The 26,983-nt window shown below is 58.3% G+C and carries 23 protein-coding genes and 1 pseudogene; 11 read left to right on the top strand and 13 right to left on the bottom strand.

Annotation, left to right across the window (positions count from 1 at the left end):
• Nucleotides 1-197: 197 nt before the first annotated feature.
• Both ACSQ36_RS33700 and ACSQ36_RS33695 read right to left on the bottom strand, forming a co-directional pair.
• A complete protein-coding gene (locus tag ACSQ36_RS33700) occupies nt 198-1,043 on the bottom strand; it encodes an oxidoreductase (RefSeq protein ID WP_436185402.1) in 846 nt (281 codons plus the stop codon).
• Between the two features lie 158 nt (nt 1,044-1,201).
• Nucleotides 1,202-1,486 carry a hypothetical protein gene (locus tag ACSQ36_RS33695; RefSeq protein WP_213764856.1) on the bottom strand — a complete coding sequence of 95 codons (285 nt, stop codon included), beginning with the start codon at nt 1,484-1,486 and terminating at the stop codon, nt 1,202-1,204.
• Between the two features lie 321 nt (nt 1,487-1,807).
• Between ACSQ36_RS33695 and ACSQ36_RS33690 the strand changes: the two genes are divergently transcribed.
• Nucleotides 1,808-2,254, top strand: coding sequence for a cupin domain-containing protein (locus tag ACSQ36_RS33690; RefSeq protein ID WP_213764857.1), 447 nt, complete (start codon nt 1,808-1,810; stop codon nt 2,252-2,254).
• Between the two features lie 34 nt (nt 2,255-2,288).
• Here ACSQ36_RS33690 and ACSQ36_RS33685 read toward each other — a convergent pair whose 3' ends face one another.
• On the bottom strand, nt 2,289-3,620 hold the full coding sequence (locus ACSQ36_RS33685) for a polyhydroxyalkanoate depolymerase (protein ID WP_436185401.1): 1,332 nt from the start codon (nt 3,618-3,620) through the stop codon (nt 2,289-2,291).
• A 219-nt stretch (nt 3,621-3,839) separates the two neighbouring features.
• On the opposite strand from ACSQ36_RS33685, the gene ACSQ36_RS33680 reads away from it, so the two are divergent.
• The gene (locus tag ACSQ36_RS33680; protein ID WP_436185400.1) at nt 3,840-4,493 is read left to right on the top strand and encodes a glutathione S-transferase family protein; all 654 of its coding nucleotides are present in this window, start codon (nt 3,840-3,842) and stop codon (nt 4,491-4,493) included.
• Between the two features lie 19 nt (nt 4,494-4,512).
• On the opposite strand, the gene ACSQ36_RS33675 is transcribed toward ACSQ36_RS33680, so the two are convergent.
• The 6 genes from ACSQ36_RS33675 to ACSQ36_RS33650 form a co-directional block, all read right to left on the bottom strand.
• Nucleotides 4,513-4,878 (bottom strand): response regulator, encoded by a 366-nt coding sequence (locus tag ACSQ36_RS33675; RefSeq protein WP_213764860.1) that lies wholly within the window; start codon nt 4,876-4,878, stop codon nt 4,513-4,515.
• A 17-nt stretch (nt 4,879-4,895) separates the two neighbouring features.
• Entirely contained in the window at nt 4,896-5,855 is a 960-nt protein-coding gene (locus ACSQ36_RS33670; RefSeq protein ID WP_213764983.1) for a chemotaxis protein CheX, read from the bottom strand.
• A gap of 30 nt (nt 5,856-5,885) precedes the next feature.
• Complete coding sequence (locus ACSQ36_RS33665) at nt 5,886-6,425, bottom strand: hypothetical protein (protein WP_436185399.1); 540 nt, start codon at nt 6,423-6,425, stop codon at nt 5,886-5,888.
• 8 nt (nt 6,426-6,433) lie between these two features.
• Nucleotides 6,434-7,156 (bottom strand): methyl-accepting chemotaxis protein, encoded by a 723-nt coding sequence (locus ACSQ36_RS33660; RefSeq protein WP_436185398.1) that lies wholly within the window; start codon nt 7,154-7,156, stop codon nt 6,434-6,436.
• Between the two features lie 55 nt (nt 7,157-7,211).
• Nucleotides 7,212-9,578, bottom strand: a complete 2,367-nt coding sequence (locus ACSQ36_RS33655; protein ID WP_436185397.1) for an ATP-binding protein — start codon at nt 9,576-9,578, stop codon at nt 7,212-7,214.
• A gap of 1,583 nt (nt 9,579-11,161) precedes the next feature.
• Complete coding sequence (locus ACSQ36_RS33650; protein WP_436185396.1) at nt 11,162-12,121, bottom strand: SDR family oxidoreductase; 960 nt, start codon at nt 12,119-12,121, stop codon at nt 11,162-11,164.
• A gap of 90 nt (nt 12,122-12,211) precedes the next feature.
• On the opposite strand from ACSQ36_RS33650, the gene ACSQ36_RS33645 reads away from it, so the two are divergent.
• On the top strand, nt 12,212-13,108 hold the full coding sequence (locus ACSQ36_RS33645) for a LysR family transcriptional regulator (RefSeq protein ID WP_436185395.1): 897 nt from the start codon (nt 12,212-12,214) through the stop codon (nt 13,106-13,108).
• Nucleotides 13,109-13,151: 43 nt separating this feature from the next.
• Here the strand turns inward: ACSQ36_RS33645 and ACSQ36_RS33640 are convergent, their stop codons facing one another.
• Entirely contained in the window at nt 13,152-14,366 is a 1,215-nt protein-coding gene (locus ACSQ36_RS33640) for an O-antigen ligase family protein (RefSeq protein ID WP_436185394.1), read from the bottom strand.
• Nucleotides 14,367-14,937: 571 nt separating this feature from the next.
• Here ACSQ36_RS33640 and ACSQ36_RS33635 point away from each other — a divergent pair.
• From ACSQ36_RS33635 to ACSQ36_RS33625, 3 genes are all read left to right on the top strand, one after another.
• On the top strand, nt 14,938-16,074 hold the full coding sequence (locus ACSQ36_RS33635; protein WP_436185393.1) for a flavin-containing monooxygenase: 1,137 nt from the start codon (nt 14,938-14,940) through the stop codon (nt 16,072-16,074).
• Nucleotides 16,075-16,265: 191 nt separating this feature from the next.
• Nucleotides 16,266-17,909 carry an acyl-CoA synthetase gene (locus ACSQ36_RS33630; RefSeq protein ID WP_436185392.1) on the top strand — a complete coding sequence of 548 codons (1,644 nt, stop codon included), beginning with the start codon at nt 16,266-16,268 and terminating at the stop codon, nt 17,907-17,909.
• A gap of 11 nt (nt 17,910-17,920) precedes the next feature.
• Nucleotides 17,921-18,724, top strand: a complete 804-nt coding sequence (locus ACSQ36_RS33625; RefSeq protein ID WP_436185391.1) for an enoyl-CoA hydratase — start codon at nt 17,921-17,923, stop codon at nt 18,722-18,724.
• Between the two features lie 30 nt (nt 18,725-18,754).
• On the opposite strand, the pseudogene ACSQ36_RS33620 reads toward ACSQ36_RS33625, so the two are convergent.
• The 3 genes and pseudogenes from ACSQ36_RS33620 to ACSQ36_RS33610 form a co-directional block, all read right to left on the bottom strand.
• Nucleotides 18,755-18,865 (bottom strand): annotated as a pseudogene (locus ACSQ36_RS33620) (IS6 family transposase); the annotation flags it as partial.
• 381 nt (nt 18,866-19,246) lie between these two features.
• Nucleotides 19,247-19,888 carry an H-NS family nucleoid-associated regulatory protein gene (locus tag ACSQ36_RS33615; protein ID WP_436185390.1) on the bottom strand — a complete coding sequence of 214 codons (642 nt, stop codon included), beginning with the start codon at nt 19,886-19,888 and terminating at the stop codon, nt 19,247-19,249.
• 77 nt (nt 19,889-19,965) lie between these two features.
• Nucleotides 19,966-20,196 carry a hypothetical protein gene (locus ACSQ36_RS33610; protein ID WP_436185389.1) on the bottom strand — a complete coding sequence of 77 codons (231 nt, stop codon included), beginning with the start codon at nt 20,194-20,196 and terminating at the stop codon, nt 19,966-19,968.
• Between the two features lie 1,172 nt (nt 20,197-21,368).
• On the opposite strand from ACSQ36_RS33610, the gene ACSQ36_RS33605 reads away from it, so the two are divergent.
• Genes ACSQ36_RS33605 through ACSQ36_RS33585 form a run of 5 tightly spaced genes read left to right on the top strand, consistent with a single transcriptional unit; the run spans nt 21,369 to nt 26,883 of the window.
• Nucleotides 21,369-22,751: an NAD-dependent succinate-semialdehyde dehydrogenase gene (locus ACSQ36_RS33605; protein ID WP_436185388.1), complete on the top strand. Its 1,383-nt coding sequence runs from the start codon at nt 21,369-21,371 to the stop codon at nt 22,749-22,751.
• Nucleotides 22,752-22,780: 29 nt separating this feature from the next.
• Complete coding sequence (locus ACSQ36_RS33600; protein WP_213764873.1) at nt 22,781-23,962, top strand: NAD(P) transhydrogenase subunit alpha; 1,182 nt, start codon at nt 22,781-22,783, stop codon at nt 23,960-23,962.
• Between the two features lie 28 nt (nt 23,963-23,990).
• Nucleotides 23,991-24,353 (top strand): NAD(P) transhydrogenase subunit alpha, encoded by a 363-nt coding sequence (locus ACSQ36_RS33595; protein WP_436185387.1) that lies wholly within the window; start codon nt 23,991-23,993, stop codon nt 24,351-24,353.
• Between the two features lie 10 nt (nt 24,354-24,363).
• Nucleotides 24,364-25,815 carry an NAD(P)(+) transhydrogenase (Re/Si-specific) subunit beta gene (locus tag ACSQ36_RS33590; protein ID WP_436185386.1) on the top strand — a complete coding sequence of 484 codons (1,452 nt, stop codon included), beginning with the start codon at nt 24,364-24,366 and terminating at the stop codon, nt 25,813-25,815.
• A gap of 33 nt (nt 25,816-25,848) precedes the next feature.
• The gene (locus ACSQ36_RS33585; RefSeq protein ID WP_213764876.1) at nt 25,849-26,883 is read left to right on the top strand and encodes a zinc-dependent alcohol dehydrogenase; all 1,035 of its coding nucleotides are present in this window, start codon (nt 25,849-25,851) and stop codon (nt 26,881-26,883) included.
• Nucleotides 26,884-26,983 lie beyond the last annotated feature (100 nt).

The raw sequence follows: 26,983 nt of genomic DNA, 5'->3' as shown, positions 1-26,983 counted from the left end.
AAGGACGGCAGAAGTATGCGCGAGTGCCGGTTTACCGGCTGGCATTTCCGAATTTACTCGAAGCCGGAACAGGGCGATGTGGACGGTGGCAGCAGGCGAGATGAATCGCCGTGCCGGGGTCAATGGAAACGAGGCCGGCACCGGCCGCTCAGCGCCCGCCCGATGCGGCGCTGACGCGATCCATGCAGATGAACGCGCTAGGCGGCGTAGTCACCGTCAGTGCCGACGGAGAGCGGGCGCCAGCGGTCGAGTTCGGCTTGCATGCCAGCGAGTTTCGCATCCGCGGCATTCACTGCAATCGAGCCGGCGATAAAACGCATCGGCGGCTCGGCCTCGTTTGCCAGCTCGATCAGCGCTTGTGCGAGCTTCACAGGATCGCCCGGTTGATGGCCGTTACGTTGTTCGAAGGACGAGCGCAGTCGATCGCGCCGGTCATCGTAGTCGGCCACCACCGTTTCCCCGAAGCGAAGCGATTCGCTGGTGAGGAAGTCAGTACGGAAAGGACCGGGCTCCACAATCGTCACGAAGAGACCGAACGGTGCAATTTCCTTCGCCAGGGACTCGGAGAAACCTTCGAGCGCAAACTTGCTGGCGCAGTAAAGCGAGCCCAGTTCCGCACCGAGGATGCCGGCAAGCGATGAAATGTTGAAGATGTGTCCGTGGCGAGCGGAGCGCATGACAGGCAGCGCGGCCCACGTCACGTTGAAAACACCGAACAGGTTGGTGGCGAACTGAGCCTGCGCGTCCTCGATCGTGTTCTCTTCGAAGAATCCCAGATGGCCGTATCCCGCGTTGTTCACCAGAACGTCTATCCCGCCGAATCGCGACACAGCGTCCTTGATGGCGGCGTGCGCCTGGGCTGCGTCGGTGACGTCCAGCGCGACACTAAGCAACTGGTCGTTGTCCGGCCCCAGGCTCTTGGCGATATCTTCGCGCTTGCGTCCCGTGGCGACGACTCGATCACCTACCTGGATCGCGGCCTTGGCGATAAGCGCGCCAAGGCCGCGGCTTGCGCCCGTGATAAACCATGTTTTCTGCATCATCGGCTCCTTTGCTGATTGAGCCTTCATGGAACCATGATGCGATGCCCGCACGATAGACCGATCCTCGCGCGTTCTTGCCTGAACGTGCAAAACATGGGGGAGGGTTTGTCAGGTCTTTTGCGGAAGAGATAGCGCTTGCTCCTCGCAAGCTTACTGCCTTATTCGTCGAGCTCGCTTGTGCAACCAATTAGCCTGGACGGATTAGCGAGGAAGTCTTCAATGGTGCCCTCGTCCTCGAACAGCATCTTGAGGACGCATGCTTCGTCATCGGTCAGCCCTGCTTCGATCAATTCCCCGTCGCGCCCGATGGTGTCGCAGTCTTCAAGGGTCAACTCCGCTATGACGGCAGAGGAGAGTTTGACGGGCCATTTTTCACTGAACGCGACGGTGACTATTTTTCGCGCTTCATCGTAGGCTCTGATCTCGACGCTGATGTAGGACATGGTGTCGATCTCTCCAGTGAACGTACCCAGGATGGCTCGCGCTGCAACCGCCACGAAACGCTACGGAACCAAGTTTAGCAACACACACCTGTTTATGTGCAATGTCTTTAACGGAGTTTGAGCGCGAATTGCTCGCGAGTGAATGTGCTTTTTAAATGCCACTTTTAATCGAGCGCACGCCTTGGCTTTTGTCCAGGGAAGACCGCAAGCAGTCGCTTGATTGCAGTTTCCTTTAGGCCCTTCAAGTTGGAACGCTTGATGCATAGCAAAGTAGCCAGCCCTTTTCATTCGACAGTTTTGCTGCCTAACCGGAGCGTGCCCATGTCATCTGAAACGTTCGAACTTGCCACTCGCTTTTCGCATATCCGGCCACAAGACACCCCTTATGAGGATCAAGGGTTGCGCGATTTTTTTCTTTATCGTGATTTAGGGATCGCAGACGCGACCGGCGGCAAGGTGATTGCGCAGCTCGTGAAAGCTAACAATGCACCAGAGCAAGGCACAGGTTGGCACCGTCATGAGGCTGAATTCCACATTGTGATCATGCTCAAGGGCTGGGCGCGCTTCATGTACGGCGACAAGGAGACGCTCGTTGCAACCGGCGACTGCGTTCATCAGGCGCCGGGAATCGTGCATTACCTCTTCGATTACTCCGAGGACATGGAGTATCTGGAGATAGTTGGCCCTGCCAACTTCACCACCATCGACGCAAAGGGTCCATGTGACGTTCCCGCTTTCACGCCATGGACGAGCCAGCAACCCGCATGAAACGCGGCTGAGGTGGCGCCCTCAACAAACCTTATCAAGGCCCTTCGGACTGCACATTCACATCCATGCGCGGTGCGACAGGGCGTGCTAGCGGCGCCAATGACTGCAAAGGCTGGGCGCGCGCATTGATGACAACCGGGTTTGGCTCGTTGTCGTGGATCATTGCGCGCACGCGCGGATAGATATGGCGTTCCCAACGCTTGCCGTTGAATACGCCATAGTGGCCGACACCCGTTTGCACGTGGTGGGTCTTCATGTACGGGCGCAATTTGCTGCATAGTTCCTGCGCGGCAAGCGTCTGGCCGACCGCGCAGATATCGTCGCGCTCGCCTTCAACGGTGAGCAGCGCGGTTCGCCGGATCAATGACGGATCGACCTTGCGTCCGCGTACTTCGAGTTCCTGGAGCGGCAATGCGTGTCGTTGAAAGATGGTGTCGACGGTCTCGAGATAAAACTCGGCCGTCAAATCCATGGTCGCGAAGTATTCTTCATAGAATACGCGGATGGCCTCGGCCTTCGCAGGGTCGCCCTTGGCGCGCTGATACACCATGTCTTCGAACGCATCGAAATGACGCGCCGGATTCATCGACATGAACGCCATCAGTTGTGTGTGGCCCGGATAAACGCGCCGGCCTGCGCCCGCGAAACCCCACGGCACGGCACTGATCAGGTTCTGTTCGAACCATTCGATCGGCTTGCTCTTGGCCAGCACGTTCACCGAAGTCGGATTGATACGCGTGTCGATAGGCCCGGCCATCAGCGTCATGCTGGCGGGTTGCAGAGGATGATCGTCTGCGGCCATCAGGGACACTGCAGCGAGGGCGGCAACAGTCGGCTGGCAGACAGCCAGCAAGTGGGTGTTGGGTCCCAGTGCGACGATAAAGTCGATTACATGCTGGACGTATTCGTCAAAGCCGAAGCGGCCCTGCGCCAGCGAGACGTCGCGAGGGTTGATCCAGTCGGTGATGTAGACGTCGTGGTCGGGCAGCAGGGTGCGTACCGTGCCCCGCAGGAGCGTGGCGAAGTGGCCGGACATGGGCGCGATCACCAGGACGCGCGGCTGTTTGGGTCCGCCTTCCTTCGCAAAATGCAGCAACGAACAGAACGGCGTGGTGAGCATAATCTCCTCGACCACGGGCAAGCTTTTGCCGTCCATCTGCACTGAGTCGATAGCGAATGGACGCCGGCTATGCGTAAGTGCTGATAGCGCCAGCAGTTCGCATGTGGCTCGCATTGACCGGCCTTGAGGCGTCTCGGCGAGAAACGGCCACGCGTCGAGCGCGTGATTCATCAGTGCTGCGCCGTGGCGTACCGGCAGCGTGAGATCTGCCATGGCCTGATAGCCGGAGTATGCGAATGGGTTCATCGCCTTTCGCTTGAGCGCGTATTGTCGAGTCGTGAAAAAGCACGCAATACATATGCCAACTGAATGCCAACGTAAAGCGTCAGCATGAGGGCGGTTGAAAGTGGCACATCCCTTGCAGCATTCCTGAACACGCACTGAACATGCTGTCTTTTGGTGCGTGTGTGCACTGCGCCGCGCATCTGCCGTGCGTGTTTCGTTTGAACCGCCGAGGAGCTTCAGATGACGAATGCTACGCTTACGATCAGCAGCAAGAACTATTCGTCGTGGTCGTTACGAGGCTGGTTGCTCACCAAGTTCAGCGGGCTGCCGTTCGACGAGTTCGTGATGCCCATGGACGACCCCGGCGCGCGAGCCGAACTGCTGCTGCTGTCGCCGTCCATTCTCGTTCCCTGCCTGGTTCACGACGGCATCAAGGTTTGGGACACGCTTGCAATTGCGGAGTATTTGAACGAAGTGCGGCCGAAAGCAGGGTTGTTGCCTGCTGACCGGCGCCTGCGCGCGCACTGCCGTTCTATTTGCGGTGAAATGCATTCGGGCTTCGCTTCCTTGCGCTCGGCATTGCCGATGAACATAAAAGCGCACTTTCCGAACTTCACGATCTGGGCACGCGCGCAGACGGATATCGAGCGAATTACGGCAATCTGGCTCGACTGTCTCAAGCAATACGACGGCCCTTATCTGTTCGGGGCGCTTAGCGCTGCCGATGCAATGTTCGCCCCGGTCGTCACGCGCTTTGTGACTTACGACGTCAAGCTCGAACCGGAAATTGTCGCGTATGCGCAGCGCATTCTCGCACTGCCCGAGATGCAGCAGTGGATAGCGGACGCACAGCAGGAGGTCGAGGAGATCGACGAACTCGATGCCGAGTTTTAAGGCCAGGTTTTAAGTCCGCTTAGCTTGCCAGCTTCCTGAAGGTTTCCAGCACGGCGTCGCCTTTAAACGGCTTGACGATCCAGCCCTTGACGCCGGCGGCCTTGCCGCGCTCTTTCATGGCTGGGCTGCTTTCCGTCGTCAGCATGATGATATTGACCGTGGTGTTCACGAGCTCGCCCCGGATTTTTTCGACCATGGTCAGGCCGTCCATGTTGGGCATGTTGACGTCGCTGATCACCAGCTTGATCCCGGGATTCGACTTCATTTTGGAGAGGCCATCTTTTCCATCGATAGCAGTCTCCACGTCCAGCCCGTTCTTTCGCAAGAAACCGGCGACCTCGTCGCGCACCGTGCTGGAGTCATCGACAACAAGAATTTTCGACATGATTTTTCCCTAAGAAATCAGAACAGATCCAGTTCGCCTGCTTCAACCACCGCGCCGATGTCTTTCGTGACTTCACTGAAGTCCTCGGGCGACCAGCTCAGGTTGAAGATGAAGCGTTGATGAAGTTTTACCGTGTGGCCCGACAGTTCGTCGGTCAGGTGATACATGAAACACAACTGCGGGTTCGCGGTACCGAACGAGATGTACTTCTGCTTGTGATTGACCAGCAGCGGTACTTGCACCTGACTGCGTGCGAGCGCGTCGGCGTCGCCCATGTAGCGGTTTTTGAATGACCCCCAGATCAGGTTGGTGATCTCGCCCAGCAGGCTATTGAGGTCGCGGAAGTCAGCGGGACCGTCACACATCCCGTGCCGGTCGAGCAACTCGAGGATAGGTTGCTCTTCGGCCTGCATCATCATGTAACCGCGGCACCAGGTGCTCTCGAGCGGAATCAGGCTGAATACTTCGCCGAAGATAATACGGTCCCGCACGATGCAGGGTGTGTCCCAGGTAATGCTGACGTTCTTGAACAGGCTGCTCAGTATCGACTCCGTGATCTCCAATATGCCGCGTACCAGCGCGTTCGGATAATCCAGGCTGAAGATATATTCGTCGATGACCTTGCGCAACGGCGCCATGTCTTCGGCCAGGTAGGCGGCGCACAAGACCCGGCGCAGGCCGTCCGGCAGACCGTCGAACGTGGGGTTCGAGTCGCGGCGGATGATGATCGGCAGTTCGGGACGCACGGTGTTGATCTTGATCGCGATCTCGGTGCTCTCTTCCAGGGAGCCGCCGTAGCTTTCGGAAAAGAGGATGGCGCCCAGGTCTATGTTTGATCGCAGTACGGACAGCAAGCGATTCTTGCGGACCTTCAGGCCGACCAGATTGTGTTCGTCGCAGAAGCGCTTGATCGCATTGGCATGCGCAGGGGAGTCATCGAGGACCAGCACTTTACTGACCGGCTTGTTCTCGTTCATATCGCTTGTCATCATGGTATTAACGCCAAATTAGAACAACTCGAGCTCGCCGCTGGTTTCTTCAACGGCAGTCATGTCGGCCACGAAGTCGATGGGCGCATGGGCGCACACGCAGACCGTTGCGGCCAGTTCGACTGAACCATTGATCGTGATCGCGTATGACGAGAGATAGTCCGGCCTCAAGCCTTCAAGGTAGGGCAGGCAGCGGGCGCTAAGCACATACGGTGTCGACATGCCAAGATCCTGGAAATACGGGAGCAGGTCCTGATTCACGGCGCCGCAGCAAAGATTGCAGATTTCAAGAAGCATGTCCTCAAGTGAAACGTCTCCGGTTTCCTTTGCGAAGTAGTCGCGCGTGTTGGCGTCGTCATCGAAATGAAAAACCAGCAGAAGCCGGAACAGAATGGAGGAGATGGTCAGGATGATCACGTTAGCTTCGGAGCGCGCGCGGTCATAGGCTTGGGCCAGCGGGACGATCTCGCACGCATCGTCCGGCTGTTGCGGCAGTCTTGAGCGCACGGCTTTAAGCAGGATGCCTTCAATACTGGCTTGTGCGTTGTTACTGATCATTTCGACGCCTAGTGGAGCCTTGCTTGAAATTGATCTGCAAGCACCTCAACGCTGCTAAGCGATGCAGTGATCATCTTTCCGCCCGCCTGGATGTCCTGGAACGTGGCGGTTGTGGTCAGGTCATTGCGATGCAGACTGTCCCGGTAGCTCCGCGAGAGTTCTTCCGAGCGTGCCGCGAGTGCCCGCACTTCTCCCGCGACCACCGCAAATCCGCGGCCGGCGTTTCCTGCACGCGCGGCCTCTATGGACGCGTTCAGCGAGACGATGACTACATGCTTGACGATGGACGACAGCTCGTGATTCTTCGCGTGCATGTCCTGGTTCTGCGTCATCAGCGAGATCATCTGCTCGTGCCACCGTTCGAACGTTGCCGCGAGGCTCTTGAGCCGCGATGCTTCGGCGGCGATCCGTCTGGCCTGATCGAGTAAATTCTCTTTGTCTTCAACGGCCGCTGCCAGCGCCGCGCGATCCTCGCCGGCGATCTTCAACTGCCTGGCAAAGTCATCGTGCAATTGAGCGATGGAAGATTCCAGTTGCTCGATCTTTTGCTGCCCCTGATCGATCAGGGCGCTTTGCTCTGCGTTGGTTTGCATCAGTGTTTTGATGCGGTTGTTCGTTTCCGATTGAAGCCGGGCCAACGCTTGTGCGCTATGCAACTTGTGCAAAAGCAGGGCCAGCATCGCCATCGCCACGGCCGCTGCCAATGCTGCCAACAGATACTGTTCAATCACAATCAATCCTTCCGGGTTTCAATCAATGCGGCGCTTCTTGTGTACTTGGTGAGTGCTAGGCTGAAACTTCGTCGGCCTCGCGTTGCGGCCGTGCACCGGTACTTTCCACGGCGACGTCGTCCGGGAAACAAACAACCGTTTCGAACTGCCGGAATTCCGCACCTTGACGATCATCGGTAAAACGCAGTCTGATGCTGCCGTTCTCACGCTTGAGGAAGTCGCTCACAGCGTCCATGCCCACGCCACGGCCCGACACGTCCGTGACCTGCTCTGCAGTCGAGAAGCCCGGGCGGAAGATGAGATCGGCGATCTCCTCGTCACTGGTCTTTTCGTCCGTGCCGATCCAACCCCGCTCAACTGCAATATTGCGAATCCGCCCTAAAGCGAGGCCGCGGCCGTCGTCTTTCAGCGTAATGCGAACCGCATCCTCTTCGAGGGCCACGTTGATATCAATGGTGCCGCCCGACGTCTTTCCTTGGGCCGCACGCACCTCGGGTGTCTCGATGCCGTGGTCCATCGAATTTCGCAGCAGGTGCATGAACACGTTTTTCAACGCACCGCTGGCGTGACTGCGCAGGCGGGTGTTGTTGTCACGAATGCGTACTAGAGGCGCGTCCTTGCCGAGTTCCCTTGCCAGCGAGGGGAGCGAGTCGAGCACGCCGGAGAGGACCTGGGTGATGCTTTCGGTTCCGAGCAGGCGCAAGGTCTGATGCACCGCGTCGCGCATCTCGATGAGGTCGCCGGGGTTCCCTACGTTCATGGCTTCCAGTTGACGCAGGCTTTCCTGAATATGCTCGATATCGATCGTCAGGTACCGTTCCGCGTTTCCGCCTTGGCCCGGTCCTTTGCGTCCCAGGCTGACCTCGTTGATCTCGGCGTAGCTCTCGACCACTTCACGCACGCGAGCGAGTTCCTGCACCAGGCCTTCCTGATCCCAGGTCCGTTGCGGGTCGGGCTTGCGCAGGTCGTCGTAGCTTTGCTCGGTCTCGTGCACGATGTCGGTCAGGTACTGGAGGCTGTAGGTGCGCGCGTTGCCCTTGATCGTGTGCATGTTGCGGAACAGCTCGGCAATGGCGGCACCGTTCGCTTGGCGATGCTCGCGAATGATCCGTTCGTTCTCGCTGATAAAGCGGGTTGAACTCTCGATGAAGTGGTGGAACTTTTCCTGGTTGATCGCGAGGATTTCACCGATCATTTCCAGCCTGCGTTTTTGCTCGCTGGTTTCGGCAGCGAGTGCGCGTAGCTCGGTAACATCGCGCACGCAGAGCATGAGGCGAACGATGGTATCGGTTTCGTCGGTGATGGCGGACCAGCTCAGGTCGAGTATTTTTACGCGACCATCCGGCATGCGCTTTGCGGTTTCGCGGACCAGCAGGTGCTGATTGAATTCGAAGTTGATGCTGTCTTCGCCCAGGCATGCGTGGCTGGCCGCGTCCACTTGCGAGAATGCGTCGGCGCCAAGATCGGTATTGGAGAACACCAGGTCCATGAGACTGCGGCCGGCAATGTCGCGGGTCTCGAAGATCGCTTCAAGATGCGCCGAGTATTCGGCATGGACAACGGCACCGGATACGACCGTCAGGATGCCTTGCTGCATGTTTTGCAGCATGGCCTGGATGTCCGCAGTCTTCTGTTTGAGCAAGGCCGAGTTCTCCTGGATCTTCTCTATCATCCCGTTGAACGCGACGATAGAGTGGCCGATCTCGTCCATTCGTCCCACCGGCACGCGGCGCGTGAAGTCCTGGCTGGAAGCAATCTCGCTCATCATCGCCTGCATGCGGCTTAGCGGTCGCGTGATCTGGCGGTAGAGCAGGGAACCGATCAGGCTCAAGAGCACGATAGCAATACCTGTGACAATGGCGATGGCGGTCGTGGTTGTAGCGAGCGTGTGGTTCAGCGCTGTGATTGCCTCGTCCTTCTCGCGGTTCTTCTCTATACGAAGCGTCTCGACAATCCCTTCAAGTTCGTCACGATACTGGGCCACGTTAGCGAACAAATACGCTTGCGCGAGTTCGTTCTTGCCTGCGGCTTTCATCTTTGCGGTGTCGGTGATGGCCGAGAAATAGTTCTCGAGGCTGTCGTTGGCTTGGCTTACCAGCCCGACTTGCGCGTGGCTGTGTGCGTTGCGTGCCTGGAAGGCGAGTGCTTGCTGCAGGGACGCCTTCTTCGCTTTCAGTGCGTCTTGCGCTTGGGTGAGCACGTTACCGTCGGGCGAATACACGAGGGTCATGGTGGCGAGTTGCACGTCCTTGACCTGGGAAACCAGGTCGGCGGAAGCCAGCGCGCTGGGCACCACGCCTTCCGTGACTTGCCTGACCTCCGATGCGCTGCGCCGCGTCTGGTAGACGGCGTAACCGCCTATCGCCGATAAAGCGACGAACATCAGGATGACCAATAACGTGATGCGATGACGGATAGTCATTTGAGAACTCCCCGGGCTAAACTGGTGTATCGAGCCCTGACTAAGAACAGGTCGGTGTTGCGAAATTGGCGATTCTTTAAGAGACTCGAATAGTGTTGATTTAATGTTACTAATACGTGACCGGTGAAGAGAAATAACGTGGTACGTAGGGGTGGGCCTTGCTGGGATTGGGAGGTGGGTTATTCTTCTTTGAGCAATATAATTAATACGAAAATAGCCCTAAAGTTTTCTTAAATATTGCCGTTAATTGTTCGCTCGCGCCGGTGGACGGGGGCGGGTGGTTTTTTGGTTGGCGGGGGATATGCTGGGGTGTTTGGTTTTGGGTTAGTGGTTGGGGGGCGGTTCTGGGTTAGCGGTCGGGGTTGATGCCGGGTTGGTGCTTTCGGCCGTGGCGGTCTGCGAGAGTCGGATTTTCTCTTTATCACTATTAGCCACTGTGCGTGGCGGCACGTCATTTCTTTGTCCAAAGCGACAAAGAAACGAAGCAAAGAAAGCGCTTTAACCGCTCTACCCTAAGTGTCCACAGCGTGCAGTTTCTATTCATAGGTGCCCCAAAAGCACGGTGCTCGCCAGAGCGAAGGATGTGTGAACCCCTCCTTCTCCGAACACGGATACCCACACGCTTCGCCACCAGTGATTGAACCTGCCAAGGGACACCCCGCGCTATCCGCGGACGACCTCCCTTCAATGTGTACGCGCCTCGACCATGTCGCCAACCCTGCTGGAAACGAGGTCGCGAAGATGCGTAAGGCCGTACCCACGAAAATAACTGTGCGGACCACGCAGACAACCCGCCAAGAAGTGAAGCAGTAAATACGCGCGAGGCCGTGACCTATGGACATAACCGTCAGACCACGTAGCTAACACGCGAAGACCGCAACTGCCGGAACGCGTGATACCGTACGGATTCCTTGACAATAGTGCTTGCCCGAGAGCACTGGTGGCGAAGCGTGTTCGTGTCAGGATTCGCGAGAAGGAGGGGTTCAAACATCCTTCGCTCTGGCGAGCACCGTGCTTTTGGGGCACCTATGAATAGAAACTGCACGCTGTGGACACTTAGGGTAGAGCGGTTAAAGCGTTTTCTTTGCTTCGTTTCTTTGTCGCTTTGGACAAAGAAATGACGTGCCGCCACGCACAGTGGCTAATAGTGGTAAAGAGAAAATCCGACTCTTGCAGACCACTAACACTGAAAGCACCAACCCGGCAATTGACCCCGACCACTAACCCAGAACCAAACACCCCAGCATAGCCCCCGCCAACCAAAAAACCGCCCGCCCCCGTCCACTAAGAACCGAGCAGAACCGCCGAATAAAGGCCCCACGCCGATAAACCTCGCCACAAACCAAACCGGCGGACCGCCTATACGCACGATCCTGCTCCTTATTGTCTTGCGGGTTTTGTGACGAGTCTTACGGCAAGATTTTCACCGGATAACAAGCACCACCTCCAGGCAGCGATTGCAGTTAAACGATTCATACAGGCGAAGCGTTGACGCCAAGCAACGTGACCTGAATTCTTTCAACGCGATTGCTTGGCCAGAAGATACGCCGCACCCTCCACACGCCGTGCGGACAACATGACGCTTAGACGCAACGCAGCGAAGTCAGCGTAGTCTTGACCGCTTCGTCCCACGGCGTGTGCGGTTCCTCACCCAGCGTAGCCAGCAGCGAGGCATTCTCCATGCGGATGGGTTCCTTCCACAAATAGCGCATCTCCCGCATCTCACGGAATAGCTCGGAGAAGGGCGACATGAGTGGAAGCACCCACCAGGGGAACGCACGTACCTTGACGCTGGGCTGGTCGACCGAGCGTTTGATTGCACCGGTCATTTGCGTGCCGTCGGCGTCCCAGTGGCCCCGCATGTGAAAGGTCGCGAAGGTGGGTAGCTGGCGTTCCTGCTCGATCAGTCGCACCATGGTTTGCGCGACGTCGGGTACATAAGCCCACTGATGTCCGATACCGGCCTTGCCCGGATAAAACATGGCGCGAACGGGTTTGCCCGGTTTGACGAGGCCGCCTGAAAACCAGCTATTCCCATTACTGCCGGGACCAAAAAAATCGCCTGCCCGGACGATAAGGCTGCGTACACCCTCCGAGCTTGCCGCTTGCAGGCGACGCTCCAACTCGACGCGGATCGCACCCTTATGCGTGAGCGGTTCTTGGGACGACGATTCGTGTAAAACGGGGAACGCGTTCGGACCGTAGTTATAAACCGTGCCGGGCAACACGATCCTTGCGCCCGAAGCGCGCGCCGCGGCAATGGTGTTGTCGATCATGGGCAGCACCAACCGCGCCCAGTTGCGATATCCCGGTGGATTGACTGCGTGGAGAATAAGCTGCACGCCGTCCGCGGCTGCGATAACGTCCTGACGAGTCATCGCGTCTCCCTTGATCCATTCGAATCGATCGTCGCGATCGGCCAACGAAGCGGGGTCGCGATGCAACGCGCGCACCTTCCAGCCACGCGCCGCGAGTTGCCGCGCTACTTCACCACCGATGCTGCCGGTAGCCCCCAGAACCAATGCCGTACGAGTGTTTGTCATCTTTGCCTCCTGAAGTAATGGTGATTATTCTTGCGCAGGCGGCGGTTAAATGAAATTATCGATACCAATAGAGCTGCTATACATTTTTGTATGACTGACACTGAACCTGGCTGGGACCTCTACCGGACTTTCCTTGGCGTGTTGCGCGAGGGTTCGCTCTCGGGGGCGGCGCGTGCGCTAGGACTGACGCAGCCTACGGTAGGGCGCCATGTGGATGCACTCGAACTGGCCATGGGCTATGCGCTATTTATCCGTACGCAACAGGGCCTTAGCCCTACGCAGGAAGCGCTGGCGCTGAAGCCGTTTGCCGAGGCGCTGGAATCGAATAGCGCGGCGCTGTTGCGTGCCGCGTCGAGTCAGGGCGTGGGGGTGCGCGGCACCCTCCGTATTACTGCAAGCGACGTCATTAGCGTGGAGGTGCTGCCGCCTATCATCACTGCGCTGCACGCCGCTTACCCTGAACTGGTCATCGAACTGATGCCGTCCAACCGGATGGAAGACCTGTTGCAGCGCGAAGCGGACATAGCCGTGCGAATGCAGAGGCCAAGTCAGGGCGTGTTGATTGCGCGCCGGATAGGAAATGTCGAGCTTGGCCTTCATGTGCACAAGCGCTATCTGGAACGACGCGGCAAGCCGGCGAATATCGACGAGCTGGCTAACCACGCGCTCATAGGCTTCGACAAGGAAACCGCCTTTATTCGTAGCATGAAGACCCAGCTACCCGAATTGCGCCGGGAGCTGATGGCGTTACGCACCGACAGCGACCTGGCTTCACTTGCGATGTTGCGGGCGGGTTTTGGTATTGGAATGTGTCAGGTTGGGCTTGCTCGCCGCGACCCCGATCTGATTCGTCTTTTCCCCGAGAAGATATCGCTTCGACTGGATACCTGGCTTGCCATGCATGAAGACCTGCGCGACAACCCTAGTTGTAAGGTCGCGTTTGCAGCCCTGGCTGAAGGACTGGATCGATACGTTCAGGGGGCATAGGAGAACGTCGCATTCCCTAAGCCGCGAACGTTCCCTAAAACCGTCAGCCGATAGTTTCCAACTCACGCTCTGCTGGCTTGGCGTCGACAGGATGCGGCGCCGCGCGATGTCCACTGGCTGGTGCGCCAAGCGTATTCGAGCGAATGGTGGATTGACCTAACAACCAGCCGCAATAAGACCAGAACATCAGCATGGTCGATTGCCACATGAAGTCATCGGTCAGGTTCTTGGCGAGCATACCTAGAATCAGCGCAATGCCTGCTCGATACAACTGAGGATAAATCAGGCGCACCTTGAAAAACTGATAAGCGAGGCAACCCAAAGCTGCAAGCTGGAGCACCAGCCCAACAATCCCGACCTGAAGCAGCGTATTGAGAAAGAGGTTGTGCGCATGCGTGCGCACATTACCGTCCAGCTTGAACAGGTCGTCGGGAATAAGGCTTCCGTAAGCCAGCGAGGGTAAGGGTTTGCCAAAGCCAATGCCTATCCAGGGGTGCTTCGCGACCTGGCTTCCATAGAACGCCCAGATTCTTGGCCGCGCATCCGAACTCATTGCCCGGTTCATGCCGCTGACAACACGCAGCCGCTCGATCAACGTTGCGGGCCTGGGCTCTGGTGCGCTTTCTATAGTCGTAAGTTGCATATCAGGGGCGCGAGCAACGACACGCAGCATGCCCGGCGTTGCGCCGGACACGTGCACGGCGGGAGCGGCCACGCTGCTGACGGCCGGCCCCATTAGCCGGAGCTTGTTGCTGAACCCTACAGCTACCAGCGTCACTACAAGCAACGCGCCCAGCGCGGTCCACGCCCGCACACGCTCGCGTGACGAACGGGGCCATAACAACACCACGGCAACCACCGCCAGCGCAATCCAGAAGAAGCGGTTCAACGTAGCGCCGCCAATCACCACGCAAAATAGCACGCCCGTCAGGCCGCGTATTTTCGTTTCGGTCTTGGCGGCCATTGTCGCAAAGAGGGGAATGGCCATTAGCGCCAGCGTGCTGGAATGCCCGACCCGCGCGTAGAAATGCATCAGCCCCGGCTTGGGTGCGCCCGGGTCAAGATAGTGGAAGTAGACGACGCTCATCACCGCCAGAATCAGGCATGTGGTCCACGCCACGTTTTGTAATCGGCGCTGCTGCTTGAGCGGTGATTGTCCAACGAGCCAGAAGGCGTAGAACGCCGCTAGCGGATAAGCCACTTCGTCAAGCCATGCATGCAAGGTCGCGCCTGCGTCGACTGACCATGTTGCGGACATCAAGGTCCAAAGCGACCAGACGCCAAGCGCTATTAGCAAGGAAGATGCAGGGAATGCTCCCTCGCGGGAATTTGTTAGCAAAGACTTAATGGCAAGCCACAAGACAATGGCTGTGAGGACGCCGATCCCAATGTATTTAATGGCTGTCAGATGGTCGAACATCCCCACGAATAACAGCACCGCGCATACAACGGACAGGGCTTCCCCGGCCCGAGATTGCAATCTCAGGTTAATCATTGCGATTCCGGAGTTTGATAAACGATCTGGTGGCCGCGAATTGTACGATAAGCGCTTATTTGATGGGCTGATTGTGACGCGGTGTAATTGAATAATGTTGCCGTAAAGACCGACCCTGATTGCGGAATGGATTTCCTTTTCCGGGTTTGGATTTGGCCCTAACTTTAGCCTTGGTGCTTGGCGCGGCTGCAACGTCGCAAGGGCGGGTCATGCGCGGGTACTTGACAGCAACGTGCCCCGGCTCGTGCAGCTCATTAGCGCCTGCTCGCTGATACGCCTGGTTTTGTGAGTCGAATTCAACGCGTTGCGATAACCAGTCCTCGTGGGGGCGCAGATGGAACAGCAAATAGATACGCTCGTGATAGGTGCTGGGCCTGCGGGCCTCGCGGTTGCTGCGTGCCTGAAGAAGCGGGGTGCATCCTGCATCATTGTGGACCGGGCGTCCGAGGTCGGTTCGAGCTGGCGCCGTCACTACGACCGGCTGCACCTTCACTCGGACCGGGATCGTTCGGCGCTGCCTTATCTTTCGTTTCCCGCTGGAACGCCACGTTATCCGTCGCGCGAACAGGTGATTGAGTATCTCGAACTGTATGCGCGGCATTTCAAGCTGGTACCGCACTTCAACGAGGAAGTCAGGACGGTACGGCCACGCAACCCCGGATGGATTGTGACCACGACAGCCAGCGTCTATTATGCGCGCCAGGTGGTCGTAGCCACCGGCTACAACGCCGTTCCCTACCTGCCGCGGTGGCGCGGCCAGGAGCGCTTCGGCGGCCGCATATTGCACAGCAGCGAGTACCGCAGCGGCGAGTCATTCCGCGGCCAGAGCGTTCTGGTCGTCGGCTTGGGCAATAGTGGTGGAGAGATTGCGATCGATCTCCACGAACACGGCGCGCGAGTGGCAATGGCGGTGCGCGGGCCGGTGAACATTGTCCCTCGCGAGGTCCTCGGTGTCCCCGTGCTCGCTATCTCTATTGCGTTGAACCGCCTTCCTGCCCGGTTCGCTGACGCGCTGGCCGCACCACTGGTGCGGCTTACCATCGGAGACATCACCAAGCTGGGTTTCCGCAAACCCCCAATGGGTCCCTTTACGCAAATCAAGGCGAGGACACGAATCCCGCTCATCGACGTCGGCACAATCAAACTGGTCCGCGAGGGTCACATCGAGGTACTCGGAGACATTCGCGAGATAGGCGAGACTGAAGTGACATTTGAGGACGGGCGTTCGCGGAGCTTTGATGCAATCGTTGCCGCGACGGGATTTCGCCCACAGGGCGAGGGCTTTCTGAGGCCACAGAGCGATATCCTCGAGGGAAAGCCGTTGCAGCCGCCGAACGGCGGGGAGGAAAAATCCGGGCTGCATTACTGTGGGTTTATCGTTTCGCCGACCGGTATGTTGCGCGACATCGGAATTGAGGCGCAACGGCTTGCAGACGAAATCACACGTCTTGAGCAGCACCCGGCGTCTTGAGGATTCGAGGGTTCGAGGTTCCGGGTGCAAGCTCGCGCGTCTCGCGAAATGCGGCGGTTTCGGCAATCAGAAGCGTAATCACCGCTACTACGATCTATCGCGCGTAATATCGAGTGCCAAGGGGCGGGCGAACTTCGCCATCCGAACAGTCCTGCGAAAAACCGAAGGCCGAACGGGATAAGGGAGATGCGATGAGCAATAACATGTACGAAGAGGGATTGAACAAGACCGCTGCCAACTTCGCGGCGCTGACACCTTTGACCTTCATCGAACGTGCGGCGTTGGTGTATCCAACCATGCCCGCCATTTCACACGGTGCGGTGCGACGTGACTGGGCGCAGACCTATGCGCGCACGCGGCGTTTAGCCTCCGCGCTGAGTGCCAGAGGCATCGGCGTTGGCGATACGGTCGCCGCGATGCTGCCGAATATTCCCGAAATGATAGAAGCTCATTTCGGTGTCCCGATGATCGGCGCAGTCCTCAATACGCTCAACACCCGACTTGATGCAAACACGCTCGCGTTCATGCTGAATCATGGCGAAGCGAAAGTGGTGCTGGTCGACCGCGAATTCTCCGCCGTGATGCGCGAGGCGATCGCGAATGCAGACCGGCCGATTCTCGTCATCGATGTCGACGATTCCGAATATGCCGGACCTGGCGAGCGTATCGGTGAACTCGATTATGAAGCGCTGCTGGCAAGCGGCGATCCTGCATTCGAGTGGGCACCTCCATCCGATGAGTGGAACGCGATCTGCCTGAACTACACGTCGGGGACAACAGGACATCCTAAGGGCGTGGTCTATCACCATCGCGGGGCGTACACCAACGCGGTCAGCAACATACTGGAATGGGATATGCCAAAGCACGCGGTGTACCTGTGGACATTGCCGATGTTTCATTGCAACGGCTGGTGCTTTCCCTGGACCGTGGCCGCTCGGGCGGGCGTCAACGTATGCTTGCGCAAGGTCGATGCGAAAACGATCTTCGATCTGATTCGCCGTGAGCGAGTGACGCACTATTGCGGCGCGCCGATCGTGCAGAACCTGCTGGTCAATGCTCCCGACGAGATGAAAACCGGGATAACGCACCGTGTTCACGCCATGGTCGCCGGTGCGGCGCCGCCTGCGGCAATGATCGAAGGAATGGAGCGGCTCGGCTTCGAGCTGACGCATGTGTACGGCTTGACGGAGGTTTATGGCCCGGCGACGGTCTGTGCGCAGCAAGCTCAATGGAGCACGCTCGACATAAGTGAACGCGCGCGCCTGAATGCGCGGCAGGGCGTGCGCTATCACTTGCAGGATGCCGTGACGGTACGCGATCCTCTGACGATGCAGGAGGTGCCGGCGGATGGAGAGACAATCGGCGAGATCATGTTTCGCGGCAACATCATGATGAAGGGCTACCTGAAGAACCCGGCCGCCACGCAGGAAGCGCTTGGCGGCGGCTGGTTTCATACCGGAGACTTGGCGATCCTTGATCCGGACGGCTATGTCTGGATCAAGGATCGCAGCAAGGACATCATCATTTCGGGCGGCGAGAATATTTCAAGCATCGAAATTGAAGATGTGCTGTATCGCCATCCAGCAGTACTTGCGGTCGCCGTGGTTGCGAAGCCGGACCTTCGTTGGGGCGAGACGCCTTGCGCTTTCGTCGAGTTAAAGGCGGGGGCAACGGCAAGCGCCGCTGAATTGGTCGCGCATTGCAGGGCCTATCTTGCCAGTTTCAAGGTGCCGCGCGCGGTGGAGTTCTGCGAATTGCCGAAGACATCGACCGGCAAGATACAGAAGTTCGAGCTGCGTAAGCGCGCCGGATCGGTTGCGGCAATCGACGTATGACGGAGGCGAACATGAACGAAAGCGCCAATCCAGACCCGCAGGTGGTCATCGATCAGGATATCTACGGAGTGCCCGGCGCAGCGCGGATAACGCTGAACCGTCCCGAATCATTTAATGCGTTATCCGAAGCATTGATCGACGCGCTGCAGAGAAGTCTGGATGAAGTGGCTGCATCAGATGCGCGCGTCGTCGTGCTTGCGGGCGCGGGCCGTGCGTTTTGCGCGGGCCACGATCTGAAAGAGATGCGCGCCAAACCGTCGTTCGAGTATTACCAGGCTCTGTTTGCTCGATGCTCGCAGATGATGCTGACCATCCAGCGCATGCCACAGCCCCTGATCGCACGCGTGCACGGAGTCGCGACCGCGGCGGGCTGCCAACTGGTCGCAATGTGCGATCTGGCGGTAGCCGCAAGCACGGCTCGCTTCGCCGTGTCGGGGGTCAATCTGGGATTGTTCTGCTCGACGCCGAGTGTGGCGCTGTCGCGCAATCTGTCTCGCAAGGCCGCATTCGAAATGCTTGTGACCGGCGACTATATCGATGCACAAACCGCGTGTGAGCGCGGACTTGTGAATCGAGTCGCCACGCCCGAGCGGCTGGACGATGCAGTTCATGCACTCGTGGTAAGTATCAGCGAGAAGCCGCGTGTAGCGATCGCCGCTGGCAAAAGTCTTTTCTACCGGCAACTGGAGGCAGGCATCGATACGGCGTACCAACTGGCCGGAGACACGATGGCGCGCAACATGTTGGACGACGCAGCGCTCGAGGGAACGGAGGCGTTCATTCAGAAACGCACGCCGCGGTGGCGCGAAACGTAAGGTGGCGAACGCAGTTGTTCACGCGTTGGCCTTGATGTCGCGCAAGCTTAACTGAAAGCGGAAGTGCCAACGCACAGCCCAACTGACGACCACTGCTGGAAAATGGTGACCGTCATAGAGCGATTTCGTCAGTGTGTCAATTTACGCCACCGATCCCGCAACTTGACAATGGCAGTTAGCAGTTAGCGACATATTTTGCGAATGGCTTTAGCGGAGCGTCGCGTTCAGAATTGCGTAGCCCATGCACCCGCCGAGACCCAAAAATTGCGACGTGTGTCCAGACTGCAGGAGCAGGCCACTATGCCGAATACATATGGTCGTTACGGCGGTTGGAGGCTACGCAGTGGGAAGGCACTTAGCGACGAAGCACACGAGCGAATAGCCTGTTGAGCATTAAATGCCACAAGCTCAATAAAACATCGCGTCACTCGGTTCCCGGTGGGCCGGGCGCTTCGCTGCCCCACCGGGAAACTGACGGCAGTGCTCAGGTCGTCGACTCAGCGACCGTCGCGGCCTTCTCTGTCACTTCCTTTTTGGCGGGGACTTCGGTCTACCCGCTTTGTTTGCAGTACTCGTCTTCGTCGCGACGGCGTCGGCAATCAAAAACTTCGTCCGGTCCTTTGCAGCCGCAAGCCACGCCGGCGCCGGACCACGCCCACTCCATGTCGCGCCGGTCTTGGGATCAAGATATTTCGCGGGTTGCGGACCTTTGCGCTGTCCCTTATGAGCACGAGCGCCGGCAACATCCGCTGCTTTCCCGGGTGCTGTCTTCGCTTTACCCGCAGCACCGACGCTCGTTGCACGAGCAGCATCGGTATCACTTGTAATCAAAAACCTGGTGCGGTCCTTGACGTTAGCAATCCAGGCCGGAGCGCGGCCATGGCCAGTCCACGTCGCGCCTGTTTTGGCGTGACGATATTTCGGTAGAGCCCCGTTCTTTAGAGTGCCGGTAACCTTCGCCTGGACGTTCGAAGCAATGCCGTTGGCTGCTTTCGTTTCTCGTCTTGCCTTTGCTTTCGCCTCGATGTCCGCCGTAGTCAAGCCGTGAGTCAGCATAATTTTTCGGATTTGGTCGACCGCTGCTTGCGCCTTTTTTGCAATCAATGCATCGGCTTGCGCCTGCAGTTTTTTCATCTTTTCATGAAGTTGTTCGAGCGTTGGCATGTTGGCCTCCGTTAATGGACGTGGCCGCACTATGCCATGAGCGTCACAACTGCGAAAGCGCTGATAGCGTCTTCGTCCTATTCAACGTCCGGGACGAAGAGCATGGAAATATAGAGAATCGTCGAAACGACTATGATTCCAACACCGACAAAGACCTTCGTTCTGTTGAATTCAAGCCCGCCATCTATCGCGACTCCGATGCCGACTACCGAGGATAACGTACCAATGGCAGCGAGAGCGATGTGTACTTTGCTGAGCAATAATTTTCGGCGCGGCGGCTTATCCGGGTTAGAAGACTTCGGTTCCATTTGATATATCCTCATCGTGCGTTTGTGAGCACGGGCGCTCCCCCGGATACTCAGTGAGTCGACCCTCGACGAACATCTCGACCTTACAAACCCCGTAGTCGATTTGCCGCTGGCATACAACCATCGAGGGGCCGCCATACTTTTCCCGCATGCTCAATGCCCAAACTGGCTCAATGCCGATAAACCGTCATGTCTCGTTGAAGCGTGGTTTGTTCGAGTCGTAGAGCCGGACAATCCCGAACCATTTCTTGCTCGCCGCAGTGTACAGTCAGTTTGCATTATGTCCTGTTGGTGTCGTTGGAGTGAAGTACACGATGATCGAACCGTCCGTGTTCTTCACAAAAGTAAGCTCGCGGACCATCCAGGGTACGACTTCGCTTTAGGAGAACGCGGGAATCTCCTGCTCCGCATAGTCAGTCTTATTTTTTGGCAGCGCCATGACCATACTCTTGGCTTTACGGGACAGCACCTCCGGCGATGAAATAGCGAAGCCATCTCGGTCCTAACTGATCAATGTAATTCGCAAAACCTTGGCTGGGTGGGATCGGAAACTACTTAGTTTGCCGAATCCGAGTTGTGACGAAAATCATAATGCCTCGGTCTACTGCCGAATAAATTCGTGAGGAAATGCTTGGACGCTTGATCCAAGTCAAGGTGCTCCCGGGCCTGGGATAGTTCGGAAATTTTCGTCCCGTTGCTAACGACTCATTCGCCCGATGCCAAGGAGAATAGACGAGACTTTTTATTATCCAATTTCGCCGAACCGGACGGAATATCAGGGGACTCCTTCCCTCAAAGCGGGGCTTGCACAGGTGGATGCTCTTTTAAACAGGGTCTGCGGCTTAAGTGGTGTCGTGTCCGATTTGTGTCATGGCGCATCGCCGGTAAGCCGGATAAGCACTGAGTAGTTTCCGAGGCTGGTTTTAGTGTGGACACAGTCTATGATGGGGCATCAACTCAAAGGTCAACGTCAGATACCGTTTTGTTGAAGCGGGTTCTGCGGGCACGCAATGCGCATGCGCGGCTTCAGTATGCGTGGCTTAACTAGGCTGAAATTTAACGTCTCCAAAGTTACTAGTCAGTATAACTAATGCAGTTATAAAAGTTGATTCAACACACTTGAGGTCGTCTCCCTGACCTCCGGAAAACTTCTACCTGAAGAGGGCAAGACAATGGCCTACCAAAGCGTCAACCCTGGCACCGGCGAAATCCTTAAGAGCTTCGATCAACTGAACAACTCACAGCTGGAAAAGTCGCTCGCCGCCGCCGAGTCCTGCTTCCAGACCTGGAAGCACACCACATACGCGGAGCGTGCTGCGATCGTAGGGAAGGCCGCCTCACTGATGCGCGCCCACGTTGATGATTTCGCGAAGCTGGCGACGCTGGAGATGGGCAAGCGGATTGACGAAGCGCGTGGCGAAGTGAAGTTCAGCGCCGACATCCTGACTTACTACGCCGAGCACGCTGAAAAATTCCTGGCGCCAACCAAGCTCCATCCTAAAGTAGGCGCAGCCCACATGGAAAGCAGCCCGTTCGGCGTGCTCTTCTGCGTGGAGCCGTGGAACTTTCCGTTCTATCAGCTTGCGCGCGTCGCCGGACCGCAATTGATGGCGGGCAACACGCTGGTGGTCAAGCACGCGGGCTGCGTACCGCAATGCGCTATTGCATTCGAAAAGCTCTGGATTGACGCAGGCGCACCGAAGGGCGCTTACACCAACCTGCTGATCTCGCATGAACAGTCAGAGCAAATTATCGACGACCCGCGAATCAAGGGCGTGGCGTTGACGGGCAGCGTCGCGGCCGGCAAGAGTATTGCGGCCCGGGCCGGGCAGAACCTCAAGAAGACGTCGATGGAACTCGGCGGCAGCGACGCGTTTATCGTGCTCGACGACGCGGACCTCGAAAAGACCATTCCATGGGCTGTATGGGGGCGGATGTACAACGCCGGCCAGACCTGCTGCGCCGCGAAGCGATTCATCGTTCTCGATTCCATCGCCGACAAGTTTCTGGAGAAGTTCAAGCTCGCTCTGTCGGCGCTTACGCCTGGCGACCCGATGGACGAGAAGACCACGCATGGTCCCTTGTCCACCGAGGCGGCGCTGGTACAACTGCTCAAGCAGGTCGACGACGCAGTGGCCAAGGGCGCCAAACTGCTCATGGGTGGCAAGCGCATCGACCGGCCTGGCTCGTTCATGGAAACGACGATCCTCACGGACATCAAGCCCGACAACCCGGCGTTCCGTGACGAGTTCTTCGGCCCGGTCGTCTCGTTCTTCCGCGTCAAGGACGAGGCCGCCGCGATTGCTCTCGCGAATGACTCGGACTTCGGACTGGGCGGCTCCGTTTTCACCAGGGACGAGGCGCGTGGCAAGCGCGTGGCCAGCCAGATCGACACCGGGATGATGTTCATCAATAACATCGACTGGTCCGACGCCGAACTGCCGTTCGGAGGCATCAAGTATTCCGGCTACGGGCGGGAGCTTGGCAACATGGGCATTCAGGAGTTCGTCAATAAGAAGCTGGTTCGCACCGCTAACCTGAACGCTCCGACCTGACTGTCACGACTCGCCACGGAAACTCCGACATGTATATCAACGTTGCCGTGCTAAAGGAAACACAGGCACACGAGCGCCGGGTGGCGCTCGTGCCCGCTGTCATTCCTAAACTCATCAAGCTGGGTGCGAAACTGCACATGCAAACCGGCGCAGGGGTGGCCATCGACCTGAACGACGCGGCCTTCGAGAACGTGGTCTTCATGGCGGATCGAAGCGAATTGGTTAGGAATGCAGATGTCGTACTTGCCGTTCAACCACCCGCGCTCGATGTAATCAATGCGATGAAGGAGGGTTCGATCCTGGTTTCCTTCATTTATGAGCACAACGAGCCCGCACTGGTGAAGCGTTTGATCGAGAAAAAGATTACCTGCTTCGCGATGGAGCGGGTGCCGCGCATTACCCGCGCGCAAGCAATGGACGCGCTTTCAAGCCAGGCGGCGCTCGCCGGATATTACGCCGTACAGCTTGGCTCGACGCATCTGGCGCGCGTGCTGCCGAAGATCACGAGTGCGGCGGGCTCCCTCGGGCCGGCCCATGTACTCGTGATGGGAATGGGGGTCGCGGGACTTGAAGCTATCGCCACGGCTCACCGGCTTGGCGCGATTGTAGAAGGCTACGACGTGCGTCCCGAAACGGAGGAGCAGGCGTTGTCATTAGGTGCGACCTTCGTGAAGACCGGCGTCGATGCGCGTGGCAAAGGCGGTTATGCCCGCGAGCTAAGCGCAGAGGAAAAGACCAAGGTTGCGGCAGTACTCACACAGCATATTCAGGCAGCCGACCTGATCATCACGACGGCCGCTATCCCAGGCAAGGCATCGCCCAAGCTGATCAGCCACGCGCAGGTTGCGGGCATGAAGGCCGGCGCCGTCATTGTGGATTTGTCAGCCGAGGGAGGCGGTAATTGCGAGGACACGCGCCCCGGTGAGACGGTAAAACTGGGTGGCGTGACGATCGTTGCTCCGTTGAACGTACCTTCAATGCTTGGCGAGGACGCGAGCGAACTGTATGCGAAGAATCAGTACAACCTGCTCGCATTGATCATGAAAGACAACGTGATCGAGATCGACTGGAGCGACGAAATACTCGCCAACACGGTTCTCACGCATGCGGGTGAGAACAAAGCTGCCAAGAGTGACAAAGGCGACAAAGCAGCAAGATCGGACACGCCCGCCGTGCCGCCTGAGAAAGCGACACCGGCCACATCCAGTTAGATATCACGAGCCGACAGAGGACACACGCATGGACTTCCAGATCAGCATCTCCGGCTTCGTTGCCCTTTACATCTTCATGCTCGCCGCTTTCGCGGGATGGGTCATCATCGGACACGTGCCGGCGATCCTTCATACGCCCTTGATGTCGGGTTCGAACTTCGTGCACGGTATCGTGGTGGTGGGCGGAATCTACGCGCTTCTGAACGCATCGACGGTGCAGGAGCAGGTGATCGGCTTCTTCGCCGTGCTGCTCGGCGCAGGCAATGCCGCAGGAGGTTATGCCGTTACCGACCGCATGCTGGCGATGTTCAAGACCAGCGGCCCTCCCGCGAAGCGGGGCGCCCACGGCAAGACGGCTCGCGTGAAGTCGATCCACGCAAAGAAGCAGTGAGGACGCCGCCATGCTGATCCTCATTGAACAACTCGGCATCGGTGCCGCTGATCTGGCTGCCGCCTTTCTTTTCCTGTATGGACTGCACCGCATGTCATCGCCCGTGACGGCGCCTTCGGGCATCTTCGTCGCCGGTATAGGGATGGCGGTGGCCGTGCTCGCTAGCTTTCTCTACGCCTTCGGTGTCGACACTGCTGCGCGGTCGAACCTGCCGATGAACATCGGCCTGGCTGTCGTCGCCCTCGTGCTTGGGGGAGGCGCGGCCTGGTGGAGCGGCCGTAAGGTGGCAATGACGGCCATGCCGCAAATGGTCGCGATCTACAACGGCATGGGCGGCGGTGCGGCCGGCGCTATCGCCGCCGTGGAGTTGTTCGGCAACAAGGCGCAAGGCGAGACGGAGGTCATCGTGACCTTGCTGGGAGCGTTGATCGGCGCGGTGTCGCTGTCAGGCTCGCTGATCGCCTGGGCCAAACTCGACGGGGTGATCAACAAGCCGGTCCGGGTGAAGGGCCAGCAAGCCTTCAACGCGCTGGTGATACTCGTGACCGTCGCGGTCGGCGCATACATTGTCGTGGCGAGCGCGGACAAGGCTGCACTGGTACTGGCCATGCCGACCACGATCTACCTGTTCTTTGGTTGCGCGTTGGCGCTCGGCATCCTGATGACGTTGCCGATCGGCGGCGCCGACATGCCGGTCGTGATCTCCATTTTCAATGCCTTCACAGGCCTGGCGGTGGGGCTTGAGGGCTACGTGCTTCAGAACCCGGCGCTGATGATCGCGGGGATGGTGGTGGGTGCTGCCGGCATGCTGCTGACGTTGCTGATGGCGAAGGCGATGAACCGCTCCGTCAGCAACGTGGTCTTCACGAACTTCGGAGAAGTGGCGAAGCACAAGCAGGGGAAGATAAAAGGCAGCCTGAAGCCCATACAGCCCGGCGACGCAGGTATCGCGATGCGCTATGCGGCGTCGGTCATCATCGTGCCGGGTTACGGCCTCGCCGTGTCGCAAGGCCAGGGCAAGCTCTTCGAGTTCGTCAAACTGCTGCAGGCGGGCGGCGTGTCGGTGAAGTTCGCAATCCATCCGGTTGCAGGCCGGATGCCGGGCCAGATGGACGTGCTGCTGGCCGAGGCGGGCGTGCCCTATGACCTGATTGTTCAGTTAGAGGACATCAACGACCAGTTCGCCAGTACCGATGTGGCCCTTGTGATCGGCGCCAACGACGTGGTGAATCCGGCCGCGCGCACTGATAAATCCTCCGCTATTTACGGCATGCCGATCCTCAACGCTGATTACGCCAAGAAAGTATTCGTGATCAAGCGTGGGGAAGGCAAGGGCTACGCCGGTATCGTCAATGCCCTTTTCTACGCCGATAACTGCGACATGGTGTATGGCGATGCGCAGACCGTGCTGGTCAAGATGATCGAGGCAGTCAGAGGCCTGAATTTGCCCGCCGTGGCGTAAAGCGGCTGACATATATTAACCGAGGGAAAGATCATGAAAACGAAGATGCAAGCCGCTATTGTCGAAGCGTTCGGCAAGCCGCTCGTGCTGAAGGAAGTCGACATTCCAGCGCCAGGAACAGGGCAGGTGCTGGTCAAGACCGAGGCCTGTGGCGTCTGTCATACCGACCTGCATGCCGCGAATGGAGACTGGCCCTTGAAGCCTTCGCTACCGTTCATCCCGGGCCACGAGGGGATTGGCATTGTCACTGCAATCGGTGCGGGTGTCACGGCCGTGAAAGAGGGCGACCGCGTTGGCGTGCCCTGGCTCTATTCCGCCTGTGGACATTGCGAATATTGCCTCGCGGCGCACGAGCCCGTGTGTCCGGAAGCTCAGTTCGGCGGCTACACAAAGAACGGCGGCTTCGCCGAGTACATCCTCGCGGACCCCAACTATGTAGCGCACATTCCGGCGCACCTGGCCGCCCGCGATGCAGCGCCGCTTATCTGCGCCGGCATCACGTCTTACAAGGGCATCAAGGAAACGCTGGCCCGCCCGGGCGAATGGGTCGTCATTTCAGGCGTCGGAGGCCTGGGACATCTGGGTATCCAGTACGCCAAGGCCATGGGTCTGCACGTTTGCGCGGTCGACATCGACGACGGCAAGCTCGCCCACGCCAAACGTCTGGGCGCTGACGTGATGGTCAACGCCCGGGACGAAGACCCGATCGCCGCCGTCAAGAAGGCCACCGGTGGCGGCGCCCATGGTGTGCTGATTACCGCGCCATCGCTCGGGGCGTTCAAGCAGGGTGTAGGCATGACCCGCAAGCACGGAACCTGCGTTTTGGTGGGCCTGCCGCCGGGTGAATTCCCGACTCCCTTGTTCGACGTGGTAGCCAACTGCATCACGATCAAGGGCTCGTTCGTCGGCAATCGCCGCGACATGGCCGAAGCGCTTGCCTTTGCCGCGGACGGGAAGGTGAAGGCGGATATCGAGTTGCAGCCGCTATCGGCGATCAACGACGTGTTCCATCGGCTGGCGCACGGCGACGTGCCTTCCCGCGTGGTGCTGGAGTTCACGAGTCATTGAGCGGCGCAATAGACCAGGCCTGAGTATTTTCCGAGGCTATCGCCCAGCGGCGGATGCGGGCTACTCTGTGCATGCAAATCGAGCGATGAAAGAGGGTGCT

Origin of the sequence: Caballeronia sp. LjRoot34 (assembly GCF_964253815.1) — a bacterium.
Taxonomy (GTDB): domain Bacteria; phylum Pseudomonadota; class Gammaproteobacteria; order Burkholderiales; family Burkholderiaceae; genus Caballeronia.
This window is presented reverse-complemented; position numbering and strand designations above follow the sequence as displayed.